Origin of the sequence: Kushneria aurantia DSM 21353 (genome assembly GCF_000382245.1) — a bacterium.
Classification (GTDB): Bacteria; Pseudomonadota; Gammaproteobacteria; order Pseudomonadales; family Halomonadaceae; genus Kushneria; species Kushneria aurantia.
Map to the genome: position 1 here is coordinate 1 of NZ_KB907895.1, position 23,424 is coordinate 23,424.

Here is a 23,424-nt window from a genome sequence, read left to right on the forward strand (position 1 = left end):
GGAAGGAATCGCGACCACCTGCGGCACCTCGTCGGCGCCCATGATCCCGAGCGCCACCGCTTCCTCGAAAATCGCTACCGCAAAGCCGTGCCAGCTTACCGCGCCGGCGGCAGTCAGGTGCCAGCTACCGGCGCGGTCGTCGGCCCAGCCGCTGCGGCGCCAGTCGTGCAGTGCCAGCGCCGTGGTGTCGGCGATGGTGGCCGCCCAGGTAGGCGCACCGATCTGGTCATCGATCACCTTCAGCTGATCGCGCTCGCGCCCGACCCGCAGCATGGTGCGCACGAAGTTGTGGCCATGGGCGGCGTATACCCAGCTGGTGCGCAGCACCATCGCTTTGGCAGCGGCGGCGGCGATCGCCCGCTCACCCTCCAGCTTGGTACGGCCATACACCGAGCGCGGCGCCAGCGGCGCGTCGATGCCGTGCGGCGTCTCGCCGCTGCCCTCGAACACGTAATCGGTCGAGTAGTGCACCAGTGCGGCGCCGCTTTCGGCACAGGCGCCGGCCAGCTCCGCCACCGCGCCGGCGTTGAGGCGGTGCGCCCGGTCGGGCTCCTCTTCGGCGCGGTCCACCGCCGTCCAGGCGGCGGCATTGACCACCACCTTCGGCTTCAGCCGGTGCACCGTCTCGGCCACTGCCCCGGGGTGTGCCAGGTCGCACTCGGCGCGGCCCAGCGCGCGGCCGTGGCCGAAGGGCTGCAGTGCCCGGCTCAGCTCGCGCCCCACCTGGCCGTTGGCGCCCAGAATCAGATAGTCGAGAGGTTCACCGGTTTCCATGCCATTGCTCATTCGAATACCTCGGCATCGGCCAGCAGCGGTGCGGCGCGATCCTTGTCGGAAAGGGCCATCTCAGCGGCCTGCGCCTCGGGCCATACAATGCCGATCTGCGGGTCGTCAAAGCGAATCGAGCGCTCCGAGGCGGGATGATAGAAATCGGTCGCCTTGTAGAGAAAATCGGCCTGCTCGGAGAGCACCAGAAAGGCGTGGCCGAAGCCTTCCGGTACCCACAGCTGGCGGTGGTTGTCGCCGCTAAGCTCGACTCCGGTCCACTGCCCGAAACGGGGCGAGGCGCGGCGCAGATCGACCGCCACGTCGAACACCCGGCCGTGGGTCACCCGCACCAGCTTGCCCTGGGTCTGTTCCAGCTGGTAGTGAATGCCGCGCAGCACGCCACCGCGCGAGCGCGAGTGGTTGTCCTGCACGAACTCGCGCCGACAGCCGGTGGCCGCCTCGAAGGCGCGGCGGTTGAAGCTCTCCATGAAAAAGCCGCGCTCGTCGCCGAACACCTTCGGCGCCAGAATCACGACTTCCGGCAGTTCGGTCTCGATAGCCTGCATATCAGCGTCGCTCCGCCTTGACGGTTTGTTGCAGATACCGGCCGTAGCCGCTCTTGGCCAGCGGCGCGGCGAGCGCCAGCAGCGCCTCGGTATCGATCCAGCCCCGGCGCCAGGCGATCTCTTCCGGGCAGCAGAGCTTGAGCCCCTGGCGATGTTCGAGGGTGGCGACGAAGTGCGAGGCCTCCAGCAGCGAATCGTGGGTGCCGGTATCCAGCCAGGCAAAGCCGCGCCCCATCATCTCGACCTGCAGATCGCCGCGCGCCATATAGAGCCGGTTGATGTCGGTGATCTCCAGCTCGCCGCGGTCGGAGGGTTCGAGATTTTTCGCCATCTCGACCACGTCGCTGTCGTAGAAGTAGAGCCCGGTGACCGCATAGGACGATTTCGGCACCGCCGGTTTCTCTTCCAGCGACGTAGCGCGGCCGTTCTCATCGAAATCGACCACGCCGTAGCGCTCCGGATCGTTAACATGATAGGCGAACACGCTGGCACCGCTTTCCTGCGCCATGGCGCGCTCCAGCAGCGGCTGGAAGTCGTGGCCGTAAAAAACGTTGTCGCCCAGCACCAGGCAGCTCGGCGCGCCGGCGAGGAAATCCTCGGCAATAATGAACGCCTGCGCCAGACCATCAGGCGAGGGCTGCACGGCGTACTCGATGCGAATGCCCCACTGGCGGCCGTCGCCCAGCAGCTCCTCGAAGCGCGGCGTGTCGCGGGGGGTGGAGATAATCAGAATCTCGTCAATGCCCGCCAGCATCAGGGTGGAGAGCGGATAGTAGATCATCGGCTTGTCATACACCGGCAGCAGCTGCTTGGAGGTTGCCAGGGTTACCGGATGCAGCCGGGTGCCGGAGCCGCCGGCCAGAATAATGCCTTTTCGTTTCATATCGGAAGATCCGTCCTTTTGGATGCCTGCTGCCCTTATGGTGTACCGCTGCCCGGCGGCGCCCCATATTGGCGCTCGGTCCATTCGCGGTAGGCGCCGCTGGTCACACCGGCAATCCAGTCGTCGTTGTTTAGATACCAGGCAACCGTTTTGCGCAGGCCGGAGTCGAAGGACTCCTGCGGGCGCCAGCCCAGCTCACGCTCGATCTTTTCCGCGTCGATGGCGTAGCGTCTGTCATGGCCGGGCCGGTCGGTGACGTAGGTGATCAGGTCAGCGTAGCGCGCCACGCCCTCGGGGTGAGTGGGCGCCAACTCCTCCAGCAGCGCGCAGATGCGCTCGACCACCTCGAGATTACGGTGCTCGTTGTGGCCGCCGATGTTATAGGTCTCCCCCACCTCGCCGGCTTCCAGCACGCGCACCAGCGCCCGGGCATGGTCCTCCACATAGAGCCAGTCGCGCACCTGGCCACCGTCGCCATATACCGGCAATGGCCGGCCGGCGCGGGCGTTGAGGATGATCAGCGGGATCAGCTTTTCGGGGAAATGGAAGGGGCCGTAATTATTGGAGCAGTTGGTGACCAGCACCGGCAGCCCATAGGTGCGGTGCCAGGCGCGCACCAGGTGGTCGGAGCCCGCCTTGCTGGCCGAATAGGGCGAGCTGGGCGCATAGGGGGTCTCTTCGGTGAAAAGCCCCTCGGGGCCGTCGAGATCGCCGTAGACCTCATCGGTGGACACATGATGGAAGCGAAACGCCGCGCGGCGCGCGGCGGGCAGCGCCTCGAAGTAGCGCCGCGCCGCCTCCAGCAGCACGCCGGTGCCGACCAGGTTGGTATGAATGAAATCGGCGGGGCCGTGAATCGAGCGGTCCACGTGGCTCTCCGCGGCCAGATGCATGACCGCATCGGGCCGATGGCGCTCGAAAGTCGCATTGAGGCCATCGGCATCGGCGATATCGAGCCGCTCGAAGGCGTAGCGCGGGCTCTCGGCCGACTGACCCAATGAGGCCAGGTTGCCGGCGTAGGTCAGCTTGTCGACGTTGACCACGCTGTGTTCGGTCTCATTGATCAGATAGCGAATGACCGCCGAACCGATAAAGCCGGCACCGCCGGTTACAAGAATTTTCATCATTAGCACAACATTGGATGGGTTTAATCAGCGCCAGCGCTCACCCAACCAGCGCAGCACCGGGTTGCTGGAGTCGCGGCAGAAGCGCTGTGGGTCTTCACGCAGCTTGCGCCATTTACGTCGCGCCGGCGAAACGGGCGGCGGCGCCTCGCGGTCATCTTCCAGAAAGCGGCGGCTGTGGTAGCCAATGGCCGCCAGTTCAGAGCCGATCTGCGCCTTCTGTTCGGCCGTCAGGCGCTCCGCCTCTATCTTCTCCGCCAGCTTGCGCGCCTGCTGCACATGCTGCAAAAGACGCCCGGGCATTTCGTGGTAATTGGCCTCGATACGCAGCTGATCGAGAATATCAGTGATCTCACGGGTCAGCTCGGTAGCTTCCGCCGGCTGCGACAGCAGACGCTCCAGCGAAGCGCGCTGCCCCTCATCGAGCGATTCGGCTTCGGCGTCGACAATAGCGCGCGACTGCGCCAACCGCAGCGGCGCCTGTTCAGGGGCCTGCACAGGGCGTGGCGCGGTAAAGGGAAAGTAACCCAGCGGATTCACACCACGCGCCCCGCGTGCCTGAATCATCGCAAAGCCGATCAACCGCCAGAGCGCTTTGGAGCCGCCCTCCTTCATGGTGCGCAGCTGCGCATTGAGCGCGATAAAAAGTTCTTCGCACTCCTCGATTTGCCCGTAGTCACCCGGTTCGCCGCGATAGTCGCGCAGCCAGGCTTCCGCCAGCTCGATCTCTTCCAGCTCGCGCTTCAGGCTCTCTTCGTCGGGGAGCCGGTAGCTCTCCAGAATGCGCGCCACCGGCAGCTTGAGCGTATCGCGCTGGCGGCGCAGCTTGAGGCGCCGGTTGGTCCAGGTGTAGGGGAGCTTTACCTCGGGGGCGAGCTGCAGCGCCGACTCGACGTACTCGATATCCTCGGGCGTGGTCTCTTCCGGCATGACCGCCACACGAAGCGTGCTGAAAGAAGCGTAGCGCTCGCCGTTTTCACCAAGCAGCGTGCGCATTGCCGCCAGCCGACGGTTGCCGTTGACTACCACCCCATCGCGGGTCATCAAAAGCGGCTCGGTCTGCTGTGCCTGGTCGCGCAGCTCGGCGTAGATCGAACCGCGCTCGTCCCGCGCCAGCCTGATCAATAGCGCATGCAGTACCTGCTGCACGTCGGGGGATTCGATCCGCTCGGCGAAAGCGCGTTCTTCCTCACCCTGTTCATGCAGATAGCGGCGCAGCTGACTGATCAGACGGCCGTTCTCGGGACGATAAAGCGGCACCTCGATGGGTAGCGCCACCACCGGCAGCTCACGATACTGGCCGCGAAAAAGCACAAAGGAACCGCCGCGCGCTTCCTCTTTCAGCGCCGCCGCGATATGGGAAGCGGCTTGCTGACGTGACGTCATATATGGTCCTCCTGACCCGGTACGCGCTCAACGCTGGATGCGTTCAGGCTGTGCCCGAAAGGCATTCAGTCACCGCCAAAAAGATCCCGCGTATACACCCTGTCATTCACATCAGTGAGCTCATCGGTCATACGATTGGCAAGAATCAAATCGCAGCGTGCCTTGAAGGCATCAAGATCGGCGAACACCTCGGAATTGAAAAACAGCGGTTCCTCCAGTACCGGCTCGTAGACGACGACTTCGATGCCCTTCGCCTTGAGCCTCTTCATCACCCCCTGCATGGCACTAGCACGATAGTTATCGGACCCTGACTTCATGATCAGGCGGTAAATACCCACGACCTTCGGATTACGGTTGATAACCGACTGTGCAATGAAGTCCTTGCGTGTGCGATTGGCATCGACGATGGCACCAATCAGATTATTGGGCACTTCCTCATAGTTGGCGAGAAGCTGCTTGGTATCCTTTGGCAGGCAGTACCCCCCATAGCCGAAACTCGGGTTGTTGTAGTGCTGGCCAATGCGCGGGTCCAGCCCCACACCTTCAATGATCTGTTTGGCGTTCAGTCCGTGCGTCTGGGCGTAGGTATCCAGTTCGTTGAAGTAGGCCACTCGCATGGCAAGGTAGGTATTGGCAAAAAGCTTGATCGCCTCGGCTTCGGTGCTGTTGGTCAGAAGCACCTCGATTTCCTGCTTGAGCGCGCCCTGCTTCAGCATCTCCGCGAAGGTTTCAGCGCGCGTCGAGCGTTCCCCGACAATGATTCGCGAAGGGTGAAGATTGTCGTAAAGCGCCCTGCCCTCGCGCAGAAATTCGGGCGAAAAAATGAGGTTATCGGTAGCAAAACGAAGCGAGGCGTCTCGGGTATAGCCGACCGGCACGGTCGACTTGATAATCATGGTGGCCCGAGGGTTGACGGCCATGACCTTCTCGATGACCGCCTCGACGCTCGACGTATTGAAATAATTGGTGACCGGGTCGTAATCGGTCGGCGTCGCGATGATGACGAATTCCGCCTCCTCATACGCCATTTCGGCATCCAGCGTTGCCGAAAAATGCAGGTCTTCCCTGCTCAGAAAAGCCGATATCTCAGCGTCTTCGATGGGGGAAATGCCCCTGTTCAGCAGCGCCACCTTCTCTTCGACAATATCGACTGCGACGACATTATGATGCTGTGCCAAAAGCATCGCATTGGAAAGCCCCACATATCCCGTTCCTGCAACTGCAATTTTCATGACACTCTCTTTTTCAAAATAATGAATGACACTCACACTATGCGCTGGCAAATATCTAAAAAACCGGAGAACTCAAGCGGAAGATATTGGTTAACTTATCGTTACGATATCCGGGCTGACCAGAACGCTTCTGTCAACCTGGTATCGCCCATGCGGCGAGCCGTCGCCGTCGCTGAAGACGCCATCCGCGCCGCCTGCTCGGGGTTATCCAAGAGCCACTGCAAGGCATCGCGCCATGCCAGCGGGTCATCCTCCAGCAGAAACCCGTTTTCGCCGTGTCGGACAATAGCGCGATAGGGCTCTCGGTCACTATAGAGGCCTACGCCGCCCATGGCGGTAATATCGAAAAATTTGATAAACGACTTTGCCATATTGAAAGGCGTGGGGCGAAGCGGCGCCAGACCGATATGCATTCGACACTCACGCTGATAGCGGCGAAACGACGCCCAGGGCAGCGGTGCTGGCGTTACCGTACGCGGCAGCGTACTTAAATCCGCCGGCGTATGCTGACCAAGCATGATTTCGAGCCGGGTATCACAGCGCTGTGATTGCATGGCCTTAAGTGCCGGACCAAGCCAGGCCAGATCCGCCAGGTGGGCGCGGGTGCCGTGAAAACCGATACGCCAGGGCGTCTCGGCTGCAGGTGGTTGATCGAAGTGTTCAAGCGACGGCAGTGACGCCAGCATCGGCGGCGTCAGCACACTGACATTGCGGTGCAGACGGCGCATACGATCAGCCAGAGCAGGAGCACAGGTTATGACCTCATCGGCCAGCTTTAGCCAGCGTGGCTGCTGCGCGGCCAGGCCTGCCATACGTTCGCGATAGCCTGTCGGCAGATCGGGGTCTTCGGCCGCAGCGCGCAGATCATCGTCGATGAGATAGACAATACGACCAAAGCGGTGGCGGTGACGCTCGAGCCATCGTGTCCATGAAGGCAAAAGCGAACGGCAGATCAACACATTGGCGCCGAACCAGCGCCGACGCATCGGCAACGCCTTCATGCCCGCCCAGCCCTTTACCGGCCGGCGTGTTACCGATACCCCGGCGCTGCGCCACGCCGGAGCCACCGACGCATAAAAATAGATATCCTCGGTGGGTGTCGCGCCGTCGCTGAGCAGAAGCCATGGCGTTGTCATTGGTGCCCCCTCAGCGCAGCGAAAAATCCTCATACGCCACGGTCAGGTTGGGGTTGTAGGCCGGATCCTGCTGCAGCGCCTCGCGCCAGCGATAGCGTATGTAATCGACTTCACGTTTCGCTCTGGCGCGTTTGGTCGGGTTGTCATCGACACCACGTGAAATGGACTCATGGTGATAAAGCTCGGCAAACGGCGTCCAGAGGTTTCGATAGCCCGCCTCGCGTACCTTGAGACACAGGTCAACGTCGTTATAGGCCACCGGCAGGTCCGCCTCGTTCAACCCACCGACCTCCTCGAATACCGCGCGGCGTACCAGCAGACAGGCGGCGGTCACCGCCGACAGATTCTGCACCAGGCTCAGCCGGTTCTGAAAACCACCATGCGCGCGCGGAAAGAAGCGGTGAGCATGGCCGGCGACGCCGCCCAGGCCAAGGATGACGCCGCCGTGCTGCACTGTATCGTTGGGATAGTAGAGCTTGGCCCCGACACAGCCGATCTCGGCACGGCAGACATGACCCACCATCTCGGTCAGCCAGCCCGGGTTGATGGGCTCGATATCGTTATTGACCAGCCCGATGACCGAACCATGCGCCTGCTCCACACCGTAATTGTTGATCGATGAGTAGTTGAACGGCTCGTTCCAGGCCAGAACGCGCACTCGCGCGTCCTGCTGTATCTCATCCAGATAGCGCCGGGTTTCCGCGCAGCTCGACTGGTTATCGAGAATCAGGATCTCATAGTTCGGGTAATCGGTGATCGCCAGCAGCGTATCGACGCAGGGGCGCAGTATCTCCACCCGGTCGCGGGTCGGCACCAACAGGCTGACCAACGGCGCCGGTTCGGGCGCAGGCCAGCTCACTTTCAGGCCGATGTCATCCACAGGGCGCACGCGCGCATTCGCATCCAGGCGTTGCACAAAGCTTTCAACAGCCCGCTGGCTGGTGGCATTGGCCGCCATAGGATGTCGGCAGTTCGCTGCATCGTTGTGATAGATCACGAAAGGAAGGTGATGAACACGCTCGCGCTCACACTGGCTGCCACTCGCCAGCATCAGGGCATGCACATCGACGTCACCGGGGTCTTCCCGCTGCGCGAGATAGCGCTGTAACTGCTCGCAGGAGAACGCTGCTGCATGGCCTATATAATTGGCCGCAAGGAGATAGTCGTCATTCCAGCGCGGTTTGAAGTTGGGCAGGACGCGCTCACCCGCCGCATCGATGATATCGTCATCGCCATAAATCAGAGCGCCCCCCGGCGTCATCTGACACTGATGGGCAATGTGATAGAGCGCATTGCGTGCCAGCCTGTCGCCGACGCGCAACAGCATCACGTAATCCGGTGACGCTGCTATACAGGCGCTCAATGCCTCTTCGGTACTGCCCGGCAAAAGCCCAATTCTGTCATCCCGGGCCGCCATGCCCCGAGCCTGCGCCAGCACTTCTGCCTCTTCCAGCAGCGCCTCGCCGGCAAAGAGCTGCCAGTGGGGATAGCGCTGCTCGGTCACAGCGCCGAGGCTGGCTGCCAGGTGCTGAACGGCGCCATTGTGCGCCACCAGCACGACGGCAATACGCACCGGGTCGACAAACTGCTGCTGAAGGCGGCGCACCTTCTTTTGGGAAGGCTCGCGCAGAATCTCGATATGCTCCTGCCAGTACGCATAGCTGGTTTCCGGCGAGCAGTGAACGAAGGTGGCTTCGTAATAGGTATAAAGCAGCTTCTTCCAGCTGATGCCCTCGTCGATTTCCTCCTGGCGGAGAAGATCGACGACCGCTCTCCTGTCAGGATGCTGAAAACGGGCGTCCGCATAACCGAGGCGCCGGATCATCCGGTCATGCGCAAATCGCGGCGTCAGCCATACGATCTGGAAATGGTGGATTCTGAAACATCCCGACTGCTCCACCAGAGGTTCAAGCCGAATACGCCGAGTGCCATAGGGGATAAAGAAGATTCTTTTGGAAATCCTGCCACCGCGTACCACCAGGTAAAAACTGTGACGTTCCTCGAAGCCACGCCCCACATCCAGCGTAATCCGGGCCGCCGCAGAACGCTGATCGTGGGTCACCCCCAGCTCAATCATGTTCCAGCCGACCGTGGGCCTTGTGCCCAACAGGATAAAACTGGCGCCCCTGTCGGCTTGCCACTCATAGGGCGGCCCTGCACCTTGCGCCCCCTGCAACGCCTTCATATTCCCCATGGGCATGACCCGTGGAAAAACCCTGAGGCCGGGGGGCTGAAAAAAGAGCCGACGATAGCGCCCGCGAATCACACGCACCTTGCTCATCTGCTGTCACCCATTGGCGGCCGGAGCGCGCTGGCGCCTGGCCACCCTGTCCTGATAAAGAACCTCCCAGCGTTCCCAGAGCCGCTTGCCGGTGCCCTCGGCCGATACAACATGCTTTTTGAGCATGGCCTCGATCTCCCGATCATCCAGACGGTCAATCTTGTCGCACAGCGTCTGCTCGAGCGAAAAAGCGGTCGTCGGCGGGCGAATGGCAAAGCGGGCAGTGGTCTGCATGACCAGATAATCCGGCGTAAAGGCCGCCAGCAGGGAGGGATCGAGATTGCCCGCCGTATGGACAAAAATCACCCGGGAGAAAAGGCGTGCCAGATAATTGAACATCCCGGCACTGGAGGATGCGCCACACAACAACAGCACGCCATCCACCGGGGCGGCGTCGTTGTCGAAGATCGCCAGCCGGCCGAAGTTGGGAACGCCATTATCGTAGACTTTCAGCTGCGCATTGGAAAAAGAGTGCAGAACATCCACCCGCCGGGACCGGGGCGGTTCGAGCTTGCCGCCCAGGTCACCCTGGTGGGAGACGGCCCGGTACCGATCCCGCGCAAACAGCGCCTCGACAGCGCTGCGCTCAAGGCCCAGCGACTCGGCCAGCGCCACCGTGGCCTGCATGGCACCGCGATGTGTCCAGTGTGTATCGGTACGATAAAAGGCATGCTCGCCCAGTGCCTTCAATTCTTCCACCGGATAGAGCACCGCCCCGGCCGGCTGCTGCTGCAGCACCTGATCGACCGCCGTCAGCGCCGCCCGGGGCACACCATAGGCCGACTCCAGTACCGCCTCCTTGGAGGGCACCACCAGCACCCGGTGAGACACCCCATGCAGCGCTGCGAGTGCTGACAGGGCACTGAAGTAGTCCCGCCACTGCTCGATACCCGTGTGGGTGAGCAGCAGCTGCCCGCGATGCTGAGCGCCACTGAGGTTGGCATCCGCGCGCAGGAACAGCCAGTCCTCCTGCCCCTGATACACCTTTGCCGACGCCGGCGGCGCATCGCCCTCCCGGCGCTCGATAACCAGCCTCTGCAGCGGCCAGCGCTGCTGGCCCAGCTCCAGCTCCAGCTCACAGCTCGTGACCTCCAACGGCAGATGGAACCGGAAGCCACAGCATCGCTGAGGGTGGCTATCGCGATCGTCATGACCATAGTGTGCAAGCACATCGTCACGGCGCACGCCGAGGGCGTGCTTCAGTTCAAACTCCGGCGACCAGCGAACCACCAGACGCACTGCGGTGCTGAGTTCGGCATACGCCTCCCTGAGAAAGAGCCAACCCGTGACAAGGGTTTCGCCGCCTTCCATCCGTGCCGGCTGCGCGGCGCCAGGGCTGTCGATCACCATGCCGCGCAGCGGCGTCTCCTCCCGCCGCCGGCGCCCGAACAGCCCGGGGCCGCCTCTCTTCGCCTGCCGGCCCTTCGGCGCGCCACGCTCCAGCCTCTGACCGACCATGGCAATGGCCTCGAGATGGCGCAGCTCCTGATTGACCCGGCTGCCCAGTTCGGCCGCCAAAGAGCAGGCGTCATCGTTTTTATCGTGCCGCTCGAAGTACTCGGCCGTCTTGTGGTAGCCCACCTTCGACGCACTGCCGCGACGCGCCTTTTTCAGCACGAACTCCTCGACCGACTTGACCATATAGTGATTGAGCCGGGCCTCCTCCCAGACCACTTCGCTGGAAAGCCCCTGACGCTCCCGGCCTTCAGGCGTCAGGCGGTAATCGAACGCCTCGCCCCTGGCATTCACCAGCCGGCCGAATGTCAGCTCGGGGTGATGAGGATTCACCATCTGCTTCAAAGCCGTGCGGCGCACGATAGACTTGTAGTGGTGATTGGGTCCGAAGGCCTTGAGCGCTCGGCGCTGAAAGCGCTCGATCACCAGGCCCTCCTTTTTGAAACGCTCGCCCGATGAGCCGAAACAGGCCCAGTTCATCGTCACGGCCCCGACATCAGGATCAAGAAAGCGCCTGTCCAGCCAGGCGTGGAGCGTGGTGCGCGGCACCACTGCACCCTCCGCCGGCAGCGGCAGCAGATACTCATCGGCATCGATGAAGGCGATCAGATCGACCCATTGAGGGCACAGCGCCGCCAGCCTGCGATAGGCCACCAGTTGAGGCGCCTCATCCGCTGGCGTATTGACGCTGACCACCTGCAGCCAGCGTTCATCCTGCAAGGCCTGCAGATACGCCAGGGTGCCGTCACGACTGCCATTATCGGCGATCAGAAAATAGTCGGCACCGATCATCCGGTGAAAGGCAATCCACTCGGCCAGCGAGTCGATCTCATCCTTGACGATAGCCGCAACCGCCAGTTTCAACGAAGACTCCATACAGCGCCGCTGACGTCGCGGCTGCCATTATTGAACATCAGGCATTCCCTGCCGGCACGTAAAAGGCCTCTTCGATATCATCGGGCAGGCGGTCCACCCAGGGCTTTTTCCAGCCATCGTGCAGCAGATAGCGGTACAGCGCCTGATAACGGGAGGCCATCTGCGCCGTGGTCTGCGCCCTTCCGGACTCCCGCTGCCAACGCAGCACAGCGGCATGGCGCTCGCGCCAGCATACCGGGTCGGCCACCCGACGCAGCGTGGCAAGCAGCGTATCGAGGGTCGGCTCCATGGCCACTTTCCAGCCCCCGCCGACCTCCTCCATCCGATCGCCCACCGCACCGATATCCAGTCCCACGACAGGCACTCCCGCTGCCCAAAGCTCGGTGAGAGTGTGGCAGTAGGTTTCCGGCCACATCGACAGCACCGCACCGGCATGAGGGCGTATCTCGGCCAGCCGCTGATGAAACTCCTCGCGCGCATAGCTGCCGTGATTCACCACCGTGTCCGGCAGCCTGATATCACTGGAAACCTTGCCCAGCAGGTGCAGTTCAAGATGATGCTGCCGCGCCACCTCGCCCAGCTGACGCAGCCACTCGCCTCCCTTGGCAAAGGAAATATTGCCCGGGAACACGACCCTCAGCGGCGCCCCGGGGGTGGGCTCGCAGGCGAGATCCGGCAGGGACTCGAAATCACGCCCGTGCGGTATCACCGCAAAGGGGCGGTGGGTCAGCTGAGGAAAGATCTGCTGCAGATAGCGCCGCGCACTCGGCGTCGTGGTCACGAACGCATCGCAACGCGCCAGCACCTGAGCGAACTGCCCCTGCCACGCCTTGATGGCGCGATGGCGCAGCGGCGGCAGACTGCCCGCCGGCCAGAGGTCGTGCTTACACTCGCCCTCACCGGCCGTACAGCGCCCGGCACAGAAACGATTCTGCGCATCCAGCAGCTTGGTGGTGGGGCAAATGCTGTAGAAATCGTGAAAGCTGAACACCACCGGTAGCCCCAGCGCCCTGGCCACCTCGACCAGCCCCAGGCCGTGCCAGGCGATATGGCGAACATGCAGCAGCTCGAAATCGTAGCGCACCAGCCAGTCGAAGACCCGGGCGTCATACTCGGCGCTACGGTGCGGAAAGGCCGAAAGCGGCGTTTCCAGCAGATAGCGCTCCACCTCGGTTTCAATCCCCTCACTGAAAAAATGCAGCGTCAGAACACGCGAATTGCAGCGCAGTACGAAGCACTCCGCCTCCTGTTCCAGCGCCTGCATCAGATCGCGATTGGTCTGCGGCGTGCCGCCCGTCCGGGTCGAGATCACGAACAGCCAGCGCGGCCTGGCCGGCGTCGGCCCCTGCGGCGCATCGGCCGCCCCCGCGGCCAGCCGCCCGCTCACCGCGGCCACGCGGGCGCGCACATCGCGCAATGGCTGAGCGCCGAAGTGGTCACGCACCAGCCGAGCGTATTCCGGATAGCGCCTGTCGATCACCGCCCGCCCCGCCTCCATCAGCGCGGTTTTCTGCTCACCGAAACTGGCCGAGCGGACATGATGAATAAAGGTGGCATCGTCGATCAGATGGCACCATCCATCGCGTCCGGCACGCATGCAGAAGTCGTTCTCTTCGCCATAGCCACGCGGAAAGGCATCGGCATCCAGCGCCCCCACGGCATCCAGACAGTCGCGGCGTACATAGAGACAAAAACCATTCCCCGTGGGCACCGAGGGATAGTGGCGCAGTGCCGTCTGCGCCAGCCCCAGCCCGGCACTATCGAACGACACCCCGTTCGGCAGCGCGTTGGTACCCTGTTCGGGCACGGAAAACGCGCCAGCGTTGTCGGATACCGGCGTCACCGTAGCGACCCGCGACTGACTCCAGGCCGCCATTCTCAAGCGCCGCAGCCAACCCGGCGTCACCTCGGTATCGGAATTGAGCAGGACCACATCACTGCGGCCGGCCAACGCGATACCGCGATTCACCGTCGCGGTAAAGCCAAGGTTATGCGCGTTGCGGTAGCACTCGAACGGCCAGACATCGCGATATTGCGCCAGCAACGCCGCCACCGCCGGGTCCGGGCTGGCATCGTCGATGACGATAATGCGGCAGGCAGTGCGCGTATTGCGGATCAGGGCCGCCAGACAGACCTCTACCTCCTCGACGGCGTTATAGACCGGCAGAATCACCGCCGGCGGCGCGGCCTGTGCCATCAACCGTGACAGCGTAGCGGGTATATCGAAAGGCAGCGGCGACGACGGCGCCAGCGACTCCCACCACGCCTGACGCTGACGCGCCGGGCGCGGCAGCAGACCCTGCTGCTGCCCTTCCCGCAGGAAATGCAGCAGCGGATTCTCGCCCGTTTCCCTCAGAGACGGGCACTGGCGCAGATAAAAACCGGTCTCGAAGTGCGGCCCCGGGTCGCGCAGCTCCGCAGCGCCATGGCGCAGATAGTGCTCCGCCGGATTGGCCGCCCTGTGCGCCACATCGGCATATTCGGAGAGATACCAGTGCCCGTCGAACCACTCGCTACGGCTCAGCTGGCGGGCCTCGTCACTCGAAGGCTGCGGTATCGTCGTGGCAATGACCGCGCCACCGCTTTTGCGGGGAGCGGCGGGGGAGGCGCTATCGGCGGATCGAGCCGGCGGCTTCTCATCGCGCCTGCCGGCCTCGATCGCTGCCGGAAAAATGCGCCGCCCCTCCTGTCTGCCAAAGCGCAAATAGTGCTGCAGGGCATTGTGGCCGGCCTTCTCGACATCCGTATGGGCTTTGAGGTAGGCCGCGGGATCGAACCCCGGGCCGGGACAACGGTTCAACAACCAGCCGTGGTGGCAGAAATGCTGCCAGGCAGAGAGACCGCTTCTGGCAACATCGGCATAAACACGCCGATACCAGTCCGCTTCAAACAGCCGGCTCTCCTCGAGCCGGACACAATCTTCACTCGTAAACGTCATGATAGCCGGGTCTGGCGCTCTTCCCGCTGGCCGAAGCGGATGTAGTGCAGCAGAGGGTTCATGCCGCGGAACAGCACATCCGGGTAAAGCGAAAGATAGCCTGTGGAGTCAAATTCAGGATTGGGATTACGCCCCTCATAGCCGCCGAACAGCAGATAGTGACGCGCCGGCGCAGCGGCGAAATTCTGCGACTGCGCCACATCCGGGTAGGTGTTGAGATACCACTCGGCATGAAACTGCCCGCTTGCCACCAGCTCCTCGACTTCACGCTTCACCAGGCGGGCCTGCTTGCGCCCCGGAGACTTGTGCCGATAACGGGCCGGACGCAGCGCCATGGGGTCGGCCAGCAGCTTCGGTGCCCGTGCATTCTCGAGTTCACGCACCAGCTGGACGATCTCGCTGCTCTGACGATCACGCTCCTGCTCGAGTGCCGCCAGGTCTGTGTTATAGCGGCGGCGCTCAGCGGTCCGCGCCCGGCGCTGCTCCTCCACGCGGCGCTCACCGTCGGCCCTCGCTTTGTCAATCTCTTTGGCATGGCGGGCACGTTCATCGGCGCGGGCGCGACGCTGCTCCTCGACCTTGCGCTCTTCACGAGCCTGCGACTCGCTCAGTTGCCGGGAGAGCTTGTCCCGCGTCTGTTCGTTCTCCTCCAGCATCTCGGTCAGCTTTGCCAACTCACGAAAGCGGGTATCGATCGAGCGCTGCTTTTCCTGCACCTGGCGCTTCGCTTCCTCGACCTCGCGTTCGGCAGACGCCAGCGACGCATCGGCCTCTGCCTTGCCTTCCTGCGCTTCGGTCAGCATTTGCGTCAGCTTGCTCAACTCCTCGAAACGTTCATCCAGCGCCTTCTGCACCTCCAGAGCCGCCCCCTGCTGCTCCTCGATGCGCTGGTGGGCCGCCTCCAGCGACGACTCCGCCGCCTCACGCGCCTCTCCGGCTGCCGTCAACTGCTGCGCCAGCTCAGCGTTTTGAACGTCAAGGGACTCCCGCTGATGGGCTTCGGCTTCCAGGCTCCGGCTCGACTCATCGGCCCGGGAGCGCCAGTACTGATGCTGCTGTTTTTCGTCATCCAGCGACTGCTGCAATGAAGCCAGCGCTTTTTCATGAGCCGCCTGCTGGCTTTGCTGCTCCTGGCGCAGGGCCTTCAGGGTCTGCTCACTCGACTCCAGTTGCCGCTGCTGGGTCGCGAAGCGTTCACGCCACTGGCCGGTTTCGGTTTTGAGTTCATCGCGCCACTCCTGCAGCAGGCTGGCGCGCTCGGCCAGCTGGCCACGTTCGGTGGCGTGCCGCTCAACCGACTTTTCCAGCCGCTGGCGCACATCGGCAGCCTCTTCCCGGCTCTGCGCCAGCGATGCCTGAACGCCCTGATACTCCTGCGTCAGGGTGTCGAGCCGCTCAGCGGCTTCGCGCAGTGACACATCCAGCGCCTCGCTGCGGTGCTGCAACTCGCGCCGGCGCTCCCCCTCCTGCAGGGCCCGGCCCAGATGCGCGAAGACCTCACGCACCACCTGCTGACCGGAGGCGGACTCCCCGAAGCTCAGCAGACTCTCCAGCAGGGGCGTGGGATTATCGCCGACCGACAACACTCCCAGGCCGCTACCATGGGGGAACTGAAACGCGCGAAAGCGCCCGGCCAGGGCATTGAAATCCCGGAACAGCCGGCACTGGGGGTCGTGCCGGCCGATCTGTGGCACCAGCACCACCGCCCTTGAAGAGAGACGCGGCAGCCAGCGCTCCAGCAGGTAGGGCAGGTCCTCCCGGTCGGCCGTTAGCTCCAGCAGCAGCAGATCGACGCTGTCGTTGTCGAACTGCTCCGCCGCCCTCACCGGTTCGCTGTCGACAAGCTGCGAAAACGCCCCATAGTGCTGCGCATTGCCGCTGGAAAGCGCCTCGTATGCGCGTTCCGAATGCGGCTGCCGGCCCGGCACAGCGAACGCCAGCGTGTCCAGCCGCAGCCGCGAAATCGCCTGACAGAGCGCAAAATGGGGCGTGCCGTCTACCACGCCAAGGCTGACGACACGGCGGGGGGAGTGCGCCTCGACCAGCCAGAACAGAAACGGCAGATGCGCCAGCCATTCGCCGGGCTGCGCATGAGCCGGCTGCCAGAACATCGAGGCCTGGGCCAGTTGGCTGATGACACTGTTGTGGGTCAAGCCGCTCTCCCGCGAGGCAGTCTGGGAAGCCACCTCGATCGCAGATGATGCTACTGATTCCGACGCATGCATAAAAAAGCTTCCCGAACGCTGTACCGGCACCGTTGACGGCGGTTTTCAATGTACTGATTCATATGGCAACAGGGCACCACTATACCTTTCGAACGGCCATCCACACAGTGGTCCCTGCCACGCCGGGCCACCCCGGCGAAGCGAAGCGCTGCGGCGAGTGCTGACCGACACCGGTATTCGCCAGCGCCGATCAAATATCGGACAACAGAGAGGCCACCTTTTTGAAAACATCGCTTTCAAACAACGAAGCGTCGACATCGTTATAAAACTCCTCCTGCCTGTCCAGCTTTTCAAGCAGCACCCGGGGCCTCTCCCTTACCCTTTTCGGGTCGTCTGCCCTTCTGGTGGCAAGCCCCTTTTTGATCTTCGCCTCAAACTCTTCCAGCGACTTGACCTGATAGTGATTGAGCTGCAAAACCGAATGCTCGATCTTTTGCGTAATACCCGGTTTGGAGGGAAACTCGAGGGGCTCACCGTTCGGATGTATATAATCGCCACTGATGACATCGCAATGGTGAATATCCACTCTTTTGACTTTCGGTGGCCGCATGATCGTCTTGATATGCGCATTATTCCTGAACGAACGTTTTGGCCCCCAGCGGAAGGTCTCGGTCACCCGCTCATAGTCGCTGCCGGCCTGCCCCGAGCTGCCCAGGGTCAACCAGTTCACGCCAACGGCTGCCACCGAATCGGGGTACTGGCTCAGCACAGTTTTTAAACTTGCCCCATTCCTGACGACCAGAAACTCATCCAGATCGAAAAAGGCAACCCAGTCGTATTGGCTGGCGTGCAGTAGCCTGAAATGATTATAGGCCGTCAGCTGCGGCGAGCGAATTTCCCTGTTGTTCCACGGGTTACGGGTGACGGGCAACGCCTCCCCGAGCTTCTCCAATATTTTTTCACTGTTATCTGTACTCTCATTGTCATAAACAATGATGTCATCGAACCCCAGATACAGATGATGGGCGATCCATTCCGGCAGGCTCTTGGCTTCATCCTTCGCTATCGCGACCAGGGCGACCTTCATTGACACATTTTTCCTTTCAAGAGCAAATTCCAACAATACGTTGGACCGAGCCCTCATGACACTTCGCGCCGGCATCCCCCCGGCAACCCTGAAAAGGCTGACCCTTCATCAGGGCAGATTGCCTTCCGGCGCGGGAAAAGGACGCTGCTGCGGGAACTCGGACAGATAGAGCGCTTCTCGCGACGCCTCGGCGTGCCACTTCAGCGACGCCTCGTGATACACCCTGCGCACCCCGCCGAACTCGGTGCGCCTGTGGGTTGCCGAATCGCGGCTCAGCGAATCCTGCGTCATCCGACCGAAGGAGAGCGGCACGCCGGGCAGGACCTCGCCCACAGCCCTGGCGCCAAACGCGGCCCGGGTACGGTTGAGATACTCGGTATCCGCATTGACCCGCACTCGGTCCCAGAAGCCGATAGTCTCGAACACGCTGCGACGAAACAGCAGCGACGATGTATTGGGATAAACCCACCCCCGCTCCATCAGCCAGCCGCCGAATTCAAGCCTGTCCGTACAGCGCACCCAGCTCGAGCGGCAAGCCTGCCAGCCGGCGTTGGCCTGCAGCGCTGACAGCTGCAGCGCAATCTTCTGCGGATGAGACCAGTCGTCGCTGTCGTGCACCGTAAAATAGGCGCCACGGCTCTCTCGCAGGCCACGATTGCGCGCGGCATAGGTGCCCTGATTGCCGGACTGACGAATAAGCCGGAAGCGCGCATCCTGCTCGGCAAAGGACGCCGCCAGCCCGGCACTACCATCCGTGGAGGCATCGTCGATGACCAGTATCTCAAGATTGTCATGGGTCTGATCGCGAAGGCTGCGCAGGGCACAGGCCAGGACGGCTTCGGCGTTGTACACCGGCACAATCACACTGATCAGCGGTTGGCTCTCCCCGTTTGCCGAGCGCGCCGGGGGTTCACCGCGCAGGTTATCCAACAGCAAGGGCCGTGAAGCGTCCGCCAGTTCGATAGCCTGCAGCCCCGCAGGGCGCAACGCCCGATTGACCCAGCGCAGCCGGAGCGTCTCCCACGGCATCGACCGCTCGGCCTGCGAGCCGACCGGCGCCTGGGCTGCCAGCAGGTTGGCCATGGCCAGGCAGGCATCGGCATAATCGGGCGCATCCCGCAGCAGCCGCAGGCAGGCGGCCTGGGCCGCCTGCCATTGACCACTATGCAGCAGCGCCTCCAGCGCGAGCAGCCTCGGGCCGTAATGGGCCGGCATCTGCCAATGGCCCGGCCCACGGGCAGTCAGTATCTCCGCCGCCCGGCACCAGCGCTGGTTGGCCGCATGCCAGCGGGCCAGCACCCAGCAGGCATAATCCGCTTCCAGCGCATTATCGTCATGACGCAGCGCCTCCAGTTCGGCCAATGCCCGCTGGTGGGCGGCATCGTCTTCCGGCGCATGCAGCGCCGGCTCCAGCGCCATAGCGCTCAATGGCCGCGGCTGGCGCCCTTCCGCACGACCACTGCGAATATAGTGCAACAGCGGGCTTGCACCGGCCCTGGCCACATCGTCGTAGCGCTGCCGATACCAGCCCGCACAGAACGACGGCCCGGCCCATCGCCCCAGCGGCTCACCGATTTCCAGATAGTGCCGCAGCGGGTCAAGACCGGTCGCGGCAACATCCGGATAGCGGCGCCGATACCAGTCGGGCTCGAAGCTGTCATCCGAACGCACAAGGGCGGCCTCTCGAGAGGCAGTCGTCTCCATACGGTCACTCCTGGCGGCTTATGGCCTTTTCAGAATCCCCAACCCCTTTTCGAGCGGTAGAAACGTCACTTCAAGGGGGTAGTGCTGCGCCCAGTGTTCACAGATGGTCTTCTCATCCTTCCTCTTGGCATCATCCATCCAGACCTGAACAGCGGGCGCCATGCGGTCGTACAGTGCCGGCACCGCCGGGTAGCGCGAGAAGGGGCAGGTAGCGCCGGGCGGGCCATCCACGACGATCAGCGCCACCCCCTCGATACCATCGAGAAGCCCTGCAGGGTACCAGTAGGGCGGCTTGTCGGAATCCTCGGGGCAGGGGTGCTCCCCTTCCCACGGCTGCAACGCCCCGATACGCAGGTCAACCCAGGACGTCAGATGCTCGGCATCCAGCGTCGCGCGCGTCTGCTCACCATAATATCCGCTGTGATCGATCGAGATCAGCTGACCGAAGCCGTTCTGGCGCAGGGCATCGGCCATCACCAGCGTGGAGGCCCCACTACCGAATTCGACAACCACCGCCGGCTTTGCCGCCATAATGTGGGAGTGCAGTCGCAGGAGCACATCCGGGGAGGCCGCCCAGCCACGCAGGGGCGGCAACTGGGCCCTGAGCGACAGCCGTCCCTGCAACCACGACAGGGCTTCCAGCTGCGTATAGGTATTCTGCTGCACCTGTTTAAGTTCACGACTGAGTCGGTCGGCCCCCTTTTTAATATGCTCTGCCAGCTTTTTCTCCAACGCCGCCGCATCGTCGGCCATGCTCCCTCCTCAATAAAAGACACCCGCCGAAAAAGAGCAGGGTAAGCGATTTCAGTGGCTGCCGAACAGATCGCACGTGTCAAACCGCCTTGTTCACGAGGGCGGGATAAAAACGAAGATAGCGAGTGTTTCCTCCCGTAGAATCAATCTGTTCCAGCCAGAACCTGATTCAGGAGGACCACTCGCCATGGGTGAAAGCCCATCTCTCTGGATGCCGTCCTGCATTGGGTCCATCCGCGTTGAGCTCAACGGCCATCGCACCACCAGCGACAGTGGCGCTCTACTGCTGCTTGAAGCCCTCGATAACAGCGGCGTGGTCGAGGCGCTCGCCGACAACAATGCGTGAGGGGTGCAGGTTATCCTACAGCGCCCTGCCTTCACGCAAAAACTCCGGCGAGAAAATCAGCTTTTGGGTGCCAAAGCGCTCACATGCGTCTTTGGTGTACCCCACCGGCACCGTGGATTTGATGACCATGACGGCATCCGGATTCACCCGCATCACGTCCTGAATGACGGACTCGACACTCGAGGTATCGAAATAGTTGATCACCGGATCATAGTTGGTCGGCGTAGCAATAATCACAAAATCGGCATCCTTGATCGGCGGTTGGTGAGCGTTGATCTGTTCGACGCGATAATCGACGATATCAATTGCTGTAACCTCTTGATGCTGTGCCAGGAGAACAGCATTTGAAAGGCCTACGTAGCCTGTACCTGCTACGGCAATTTTCATTTGCCAGCACCCTTTCGTCTTTTAAACGCCATAAAGCTTATATAGCATCTTAAGTATTCACCGGAGCTGGAGAATAAAGTTTTAGCAATGCTGGCTATATTTGCATCTCGATACTCTCAAGCAATGCAGAAGCCATCGACTCGGATTTTTTAGCATCGTCGCTTTCAACATAACAGCGTAGTTCCGGTGCATTGCCTGAAGGGCGTAAATGGAAAATATCTCCATTTTCAAGAACGACACGCAGACCATCTGTAGTATCGAGTTCCACCACAGCAGAACTAATAGCCAAAGCATATTGCATGGCAGTCGGATCGGCCGTCCAGCTCGCAATCAAAGCGTGACTCTTCTCAGCAGGAAAGTTTTTCAGACGATCACTGGCTGTATAGCGCTCAGGCAAATCAGCTACTAATGCCGAAAGTTGCTTCGCGCCAAGCGAAGCTGCGATCATTAAGGTTAGAGCAGGCAGTAACGCATCACGAGTAGGCAACGTCGCCAGTACTCTATCTTCTTTCACAATGCTGCCGCCCAGCAAAAAACCACCGTTGGCTTCAAAGCCCGCTACCCGATCGTGACGTAACGCTAGCGCTTCCATACCAGCCAGCACATGTGGAGAGCCGATCCGTGTTCGCATTACTTCATCGAAAACCCCGCAGGCCTCGATAGCAGTGTTACAACTAACCGGAATTGCCAGTGCCTGAATGCCCAATTCACGAGCGCACAGCAAGCCCAAGATGTCACCACGTAACCATTCGCCACGTTCATCGGCCAGCAGCGGCCTATCGCCATCACCGTCAGTGGTTAAAAGCGCATCAAGGCAATGCTCTTCTGTCCAAAGACGTGCCTGTCGGCGATCCGGCTCGCTAACCGCCTCGGTATCTACAGGAACAAACTGCTCACTGCGTCCCAACACCACTACCTCGGCACCCAGCGCTTCCAGCACCTCATGGTTGAGATCGCGCCCGGCGGCAGAGTGTTGATACAGCCCTACGCGCTGTCCGGTAAGTGGTCTACCCTTGAACCACTCGGTATAACGGGACACATAGTGTTTATGGGCAATATCACTTTCCGATCCACGACAGATATTGCCAAGCTCCGGAAGCTCTGATGAGACCGCCAGAATCTGCTGTTCGTCAGCCTTGGTGATCTCACCATGTGGTGTATAAAACTTGATACCGTTACGATCAAAAGGGATATGGCTACCGGTAATCATGATAGCTGGCACGCCATCTCTCATCGCCTGAAGAGCCAGTGCTGGCGTAGGCAGAATGCCATAATCGATAATTTCGATTTTCATGGCTCGCGCTGCCGCCGCACAGGCAGCAGCCATCTCCGGGCTGCTGGGCCGGCGATCCATACCCAGCGCTACCTGTAACACGCTTCCTCGTTCCTGCATTACACTTAGAAATGCCATAGAAAAGGCCGCGCACACCTCCTCGGTGAACTGCGATACCAGACCACGAGCACCGCTGGTACCGAAAGCTATACCACTATCGGCCAAAATATTGTCGATACTTTTAGACATCTTTACTTGCGCCCGTATCGGTCTTCGAAGCGAACAATGTCGTCCTCTCCCAGGTAGGCACCACTTTGGACCTCAATAAGCTCTAAAGGAATCTTGCCAGGATTTTCCAGTGCATGGACACCACCTACCGGGATATAAATCGACTGATCTTCGGTTAACATCTGCACTACACCATCAATGGTCACGCTTGCAGTTCCGGAGACAACAACCCAATGCTCCGCTCGATGATGGTGCATCTGAACGGAGAGTTTTTCGCCCGGTTTTACAGTAATTCGCTTTACCTGATAACGCCCACCACTATCGATCGACTCGTATTTTCCCCAAGGGCGATATACTTCACGGTGTAGCTTGTACTCTTCTCTACCAAGTCGCTTTAGCTCAGCCACAACATCCTTGACATTCTGAGCCTTGTATTTATCGGCAACTAAAATGGCATCCTTGGTTTGTACGATTATAAGGTCTTGAACGCCAATTGTCGTAACCAACGTGTCTTCGGCAAAGACATAAGTATTATCGGTGCTATGACTAATGAGTCGCCCCTGCTAAACCCCGATTTTTTCCGGGGAGTCGAATTCGGCTCTCCTTATACTGGCCAATGAGCACAAAAAATTGAAGATCATTGACCGGACATAACGCCAAAATAGACCTGAAAAGCGGAAAAAGTAACAGACAAAAAGAAGCTCCCTGAGCTTCTTCATGACTTTCCTCAAATTCATGCCGACACCACACAGCAGCGCATGAATCCGATCGCCCTTGCGCCCTTTCAGATAACAGCGTGACAGCAATCCTTCGCTTTTCATGTGACCGATGATGGG

The 23,424-nt window shown here is 61.3% G+C and carries 15 protein-coding genes and 4 pseudogenes; 1 reads left to right on the top strand and 18 read right to left on the bottom strand.

Going from position 1 to position 23,424, the window contains the following annotated elements; translation table 11 throughout:
- The 14 genes from rfbD to H146_RS0116620 all read right to left on the bottom strand — a co-directional run.
- Positions 1-774: dTDP-4-dehydrorhamnose reductase (gene rfbD / locus H146_RS0116555; RefSeq protein ID WP_019951352.1), on the bottom strand; the 774-nt coding region annotated here is incomplete at its 3' end.
- Between the two features lie 8 nt (positions 775-782).
- Positions 783-1,334: a dTDP-4-dehydrorhamnose 3,5-epimerase gene (gene rfbC, locus H146_RS0116560; RefSeq protein WP_019951084.1), complete on the bottom strand. Its 552-nt coding sequence runs from the start codon at positions 1,332-1,334 to the stop codon at positions 783-785.
- Between the two features lies 1 nt (position 1,335).
- Positions 1,336-2,217 (bottom strand): glucose-1-phosphate thymidylyltransferase RfbA, encoded by an 882-nt coding sequence (gene rfbA, locus H146_RS0116565; protein ID WP_019951085.1) that lies wholly within the window; start codon positions 2,215-2,217, stop codon positions 1,336-1,338.
- Between the two features lie 35 nt (positions 2,218-2,252).
- Positions 2,253-3,341: a dTDP-glucose 4,6-dehydratase gene (gene rfbB / locus H146_RS0116570; RefSeq protein ID WP_019951086.1), complete on the bottom strand. Its 1,089-nt coding sequence runs from the start codon at positions 3,339-3,341 to the stop codon at positions 2,253-2,255.
- Between the two features lie 27 nt (positions 3,342-3,368).
- Entirely contained in the window at positions 3,369-4,727 is a 1,359-nt protein-coding gene (locus H146_RS0116575) for a hypothetical protein (protein ID WP_019953006.1), read from the bottom strand.
- Between the two features lie 65 nt (positions 4,728-4,792).
- Positions 4,793-5,959, bottom strand: coding sequence for a nucleotide sugar dehydrogenase (locus H146_RS0116580; RefSeq protein WP_026352067.1), 1,167 nt, complete (start codon positions 5,957-5,959; stop codon positions 4,793-4,795).
- Positions 5,960-6,060: 101 nt separating this feature from the next.
- Positions 6,061-7,095, bottom strand: coding sequence for a glycosyltransferase family protein (locus tag H146_RS0116585; protein ID WP_019953008.1), 1,035 nt, complete (start codon positions 7,093-7,095; stop codon positions 6,061-6,063).
- A gap of 10 nt (positions 7,096-7,105) precedes the next feature.
- Entirely contained in the window at positions 7,106-9,376 is a 2,271-nt protein-coding gene (locus tag H146_RS19720; protein ID WP_019953009.1) for a glycosyltransferase family 2 protein, read from the bottom strand.
- A gap of 6 nt (positions 9,377-9,382) precedes the next feature.
- Positions 9,383-11,695 carry a glycosyltransferase family 2 protein gene (locus H146_RS20395; protein WP_019953010.1) on the bottom strand — a complete coding sequence of 771 codons (2,313 nt, stop codon included), beginning with the start codon at positions 11,693-11,695 and terminating at the stop codon, positions 9,383-9,385.
- 49 nt (positions 11,696-11,744) lie between these two features.
- Entirely contained in the window at positions 11,745-14,645 is a 2,901-nt protein-coding gene (locus H146_RS0116600) for a glycosyltransferase (RefSeq protein WP_026352068.1), read from the bottom strand.
- The gene (locus H146_RS0116605) at positions 14,642-16,798 is read right to left on the bottom strand and encodes a coiled-coil domain-containing protein (RefSeq protein WP_019953011.1); all 2,157 of its coding nucleotides are present in this window, start codon (positions 16,796-16,798) and stop codon (positions 14,642-14,644) included. The genes H146_RS0116600 and H146_RS0116605 overlap by 4 nt, the downstream gene beginning before the upstream one ends.
- Positions 16,799-17,060: 262 nt before the next feature.
- Complete coding sequence (locus H146_RS0116610) at positions 17,061-17,897, bottom strand: glycosyltransferase family 2 protein (protein ID WP_019953012.1); 837 nt, start codon at positions 17,895-17,897, stop codon at positions 17,061-17,063.
- A gap of 108 nt (positions 17,898-18,005) precedes the next feature.
- Positions 18,006-19,601: a glycosyltransferase family A protein gene (locus H146_RS0116615; protein WP_019953013.1), complete on the bottom strand. Its 1,596-nt coding sequence runs from the start codon at positions 19,599-19,601 to the stop codon at positions 18,006-18,008.
- 18 nt (positions 19,602-19,619) lie between these two features.
- Positions 19,620-20,354 (bottom strand): class I SAM-dependent methyltransferase, encoded by a 735-nt coding sequence (locus H146_RS0116620; RefSeq protein WP_019953014.1) that lies wholly within the window; start codon positions 20,352-20,354, stop codon positions 19,620-19,622.
- 148 nt (positions 20,355-20,502) lie between these two features.
- Between H146_RS0116620 and H146_RS20925 the strand changes: the two are divergent.
- Positions 20,503-20,691 (top strand): annotated as a pseudogene (locus H146_RS20925) (hypothetical protein); the annotation flags it as partial.
- Between the two features lie 27 nt (positions 20,692-20,718).
- Here the strand turns inward: H146_RS20925 and H146_RS20065 are convergent.
- The 4 genes and pseudogenes from H146_RS20065 to H146_RS22530 form a co-directional block, all read right to left on the bottom strand.
- A pseudogene (locus H146_RS20065) lies at positions 20,719-21,087 on the bottom strand (UDP-glucose 6-dehydrogenase); the annotation flags it as partial.
- Between the two features lie 94 nt (positions 21,088-21,181).
- The gene (locus tag H146_RS20930; RefSeq protein ID WP_083920922.1) at positions 21,182-22,609 is read right to left on the bottom strand and encodes a phosphomannomutase; all 1,428 of its coding nucleotides are present in this window, start codon (positions 22,607-22,609) and stop codon (positions 21,182-21,184) included.
- A 2-nt stretch (positions 22,610-22,611) separates the two neighbouring features.
- Positions 22,612-23,148 (bottom strand): annotated as a pseudogene (locus H146_RS20935) (cupin domain-containing protein); the annotation flags it as partial.
- 132 nt (positions 23,149-23,280) lie between these two features.
- A pseudogene (locus tag H146_RS22530) lies at positions 23,281-23,424 on the bottom strand (IS5/IS1182 family transposase); the annotation flags it as partial.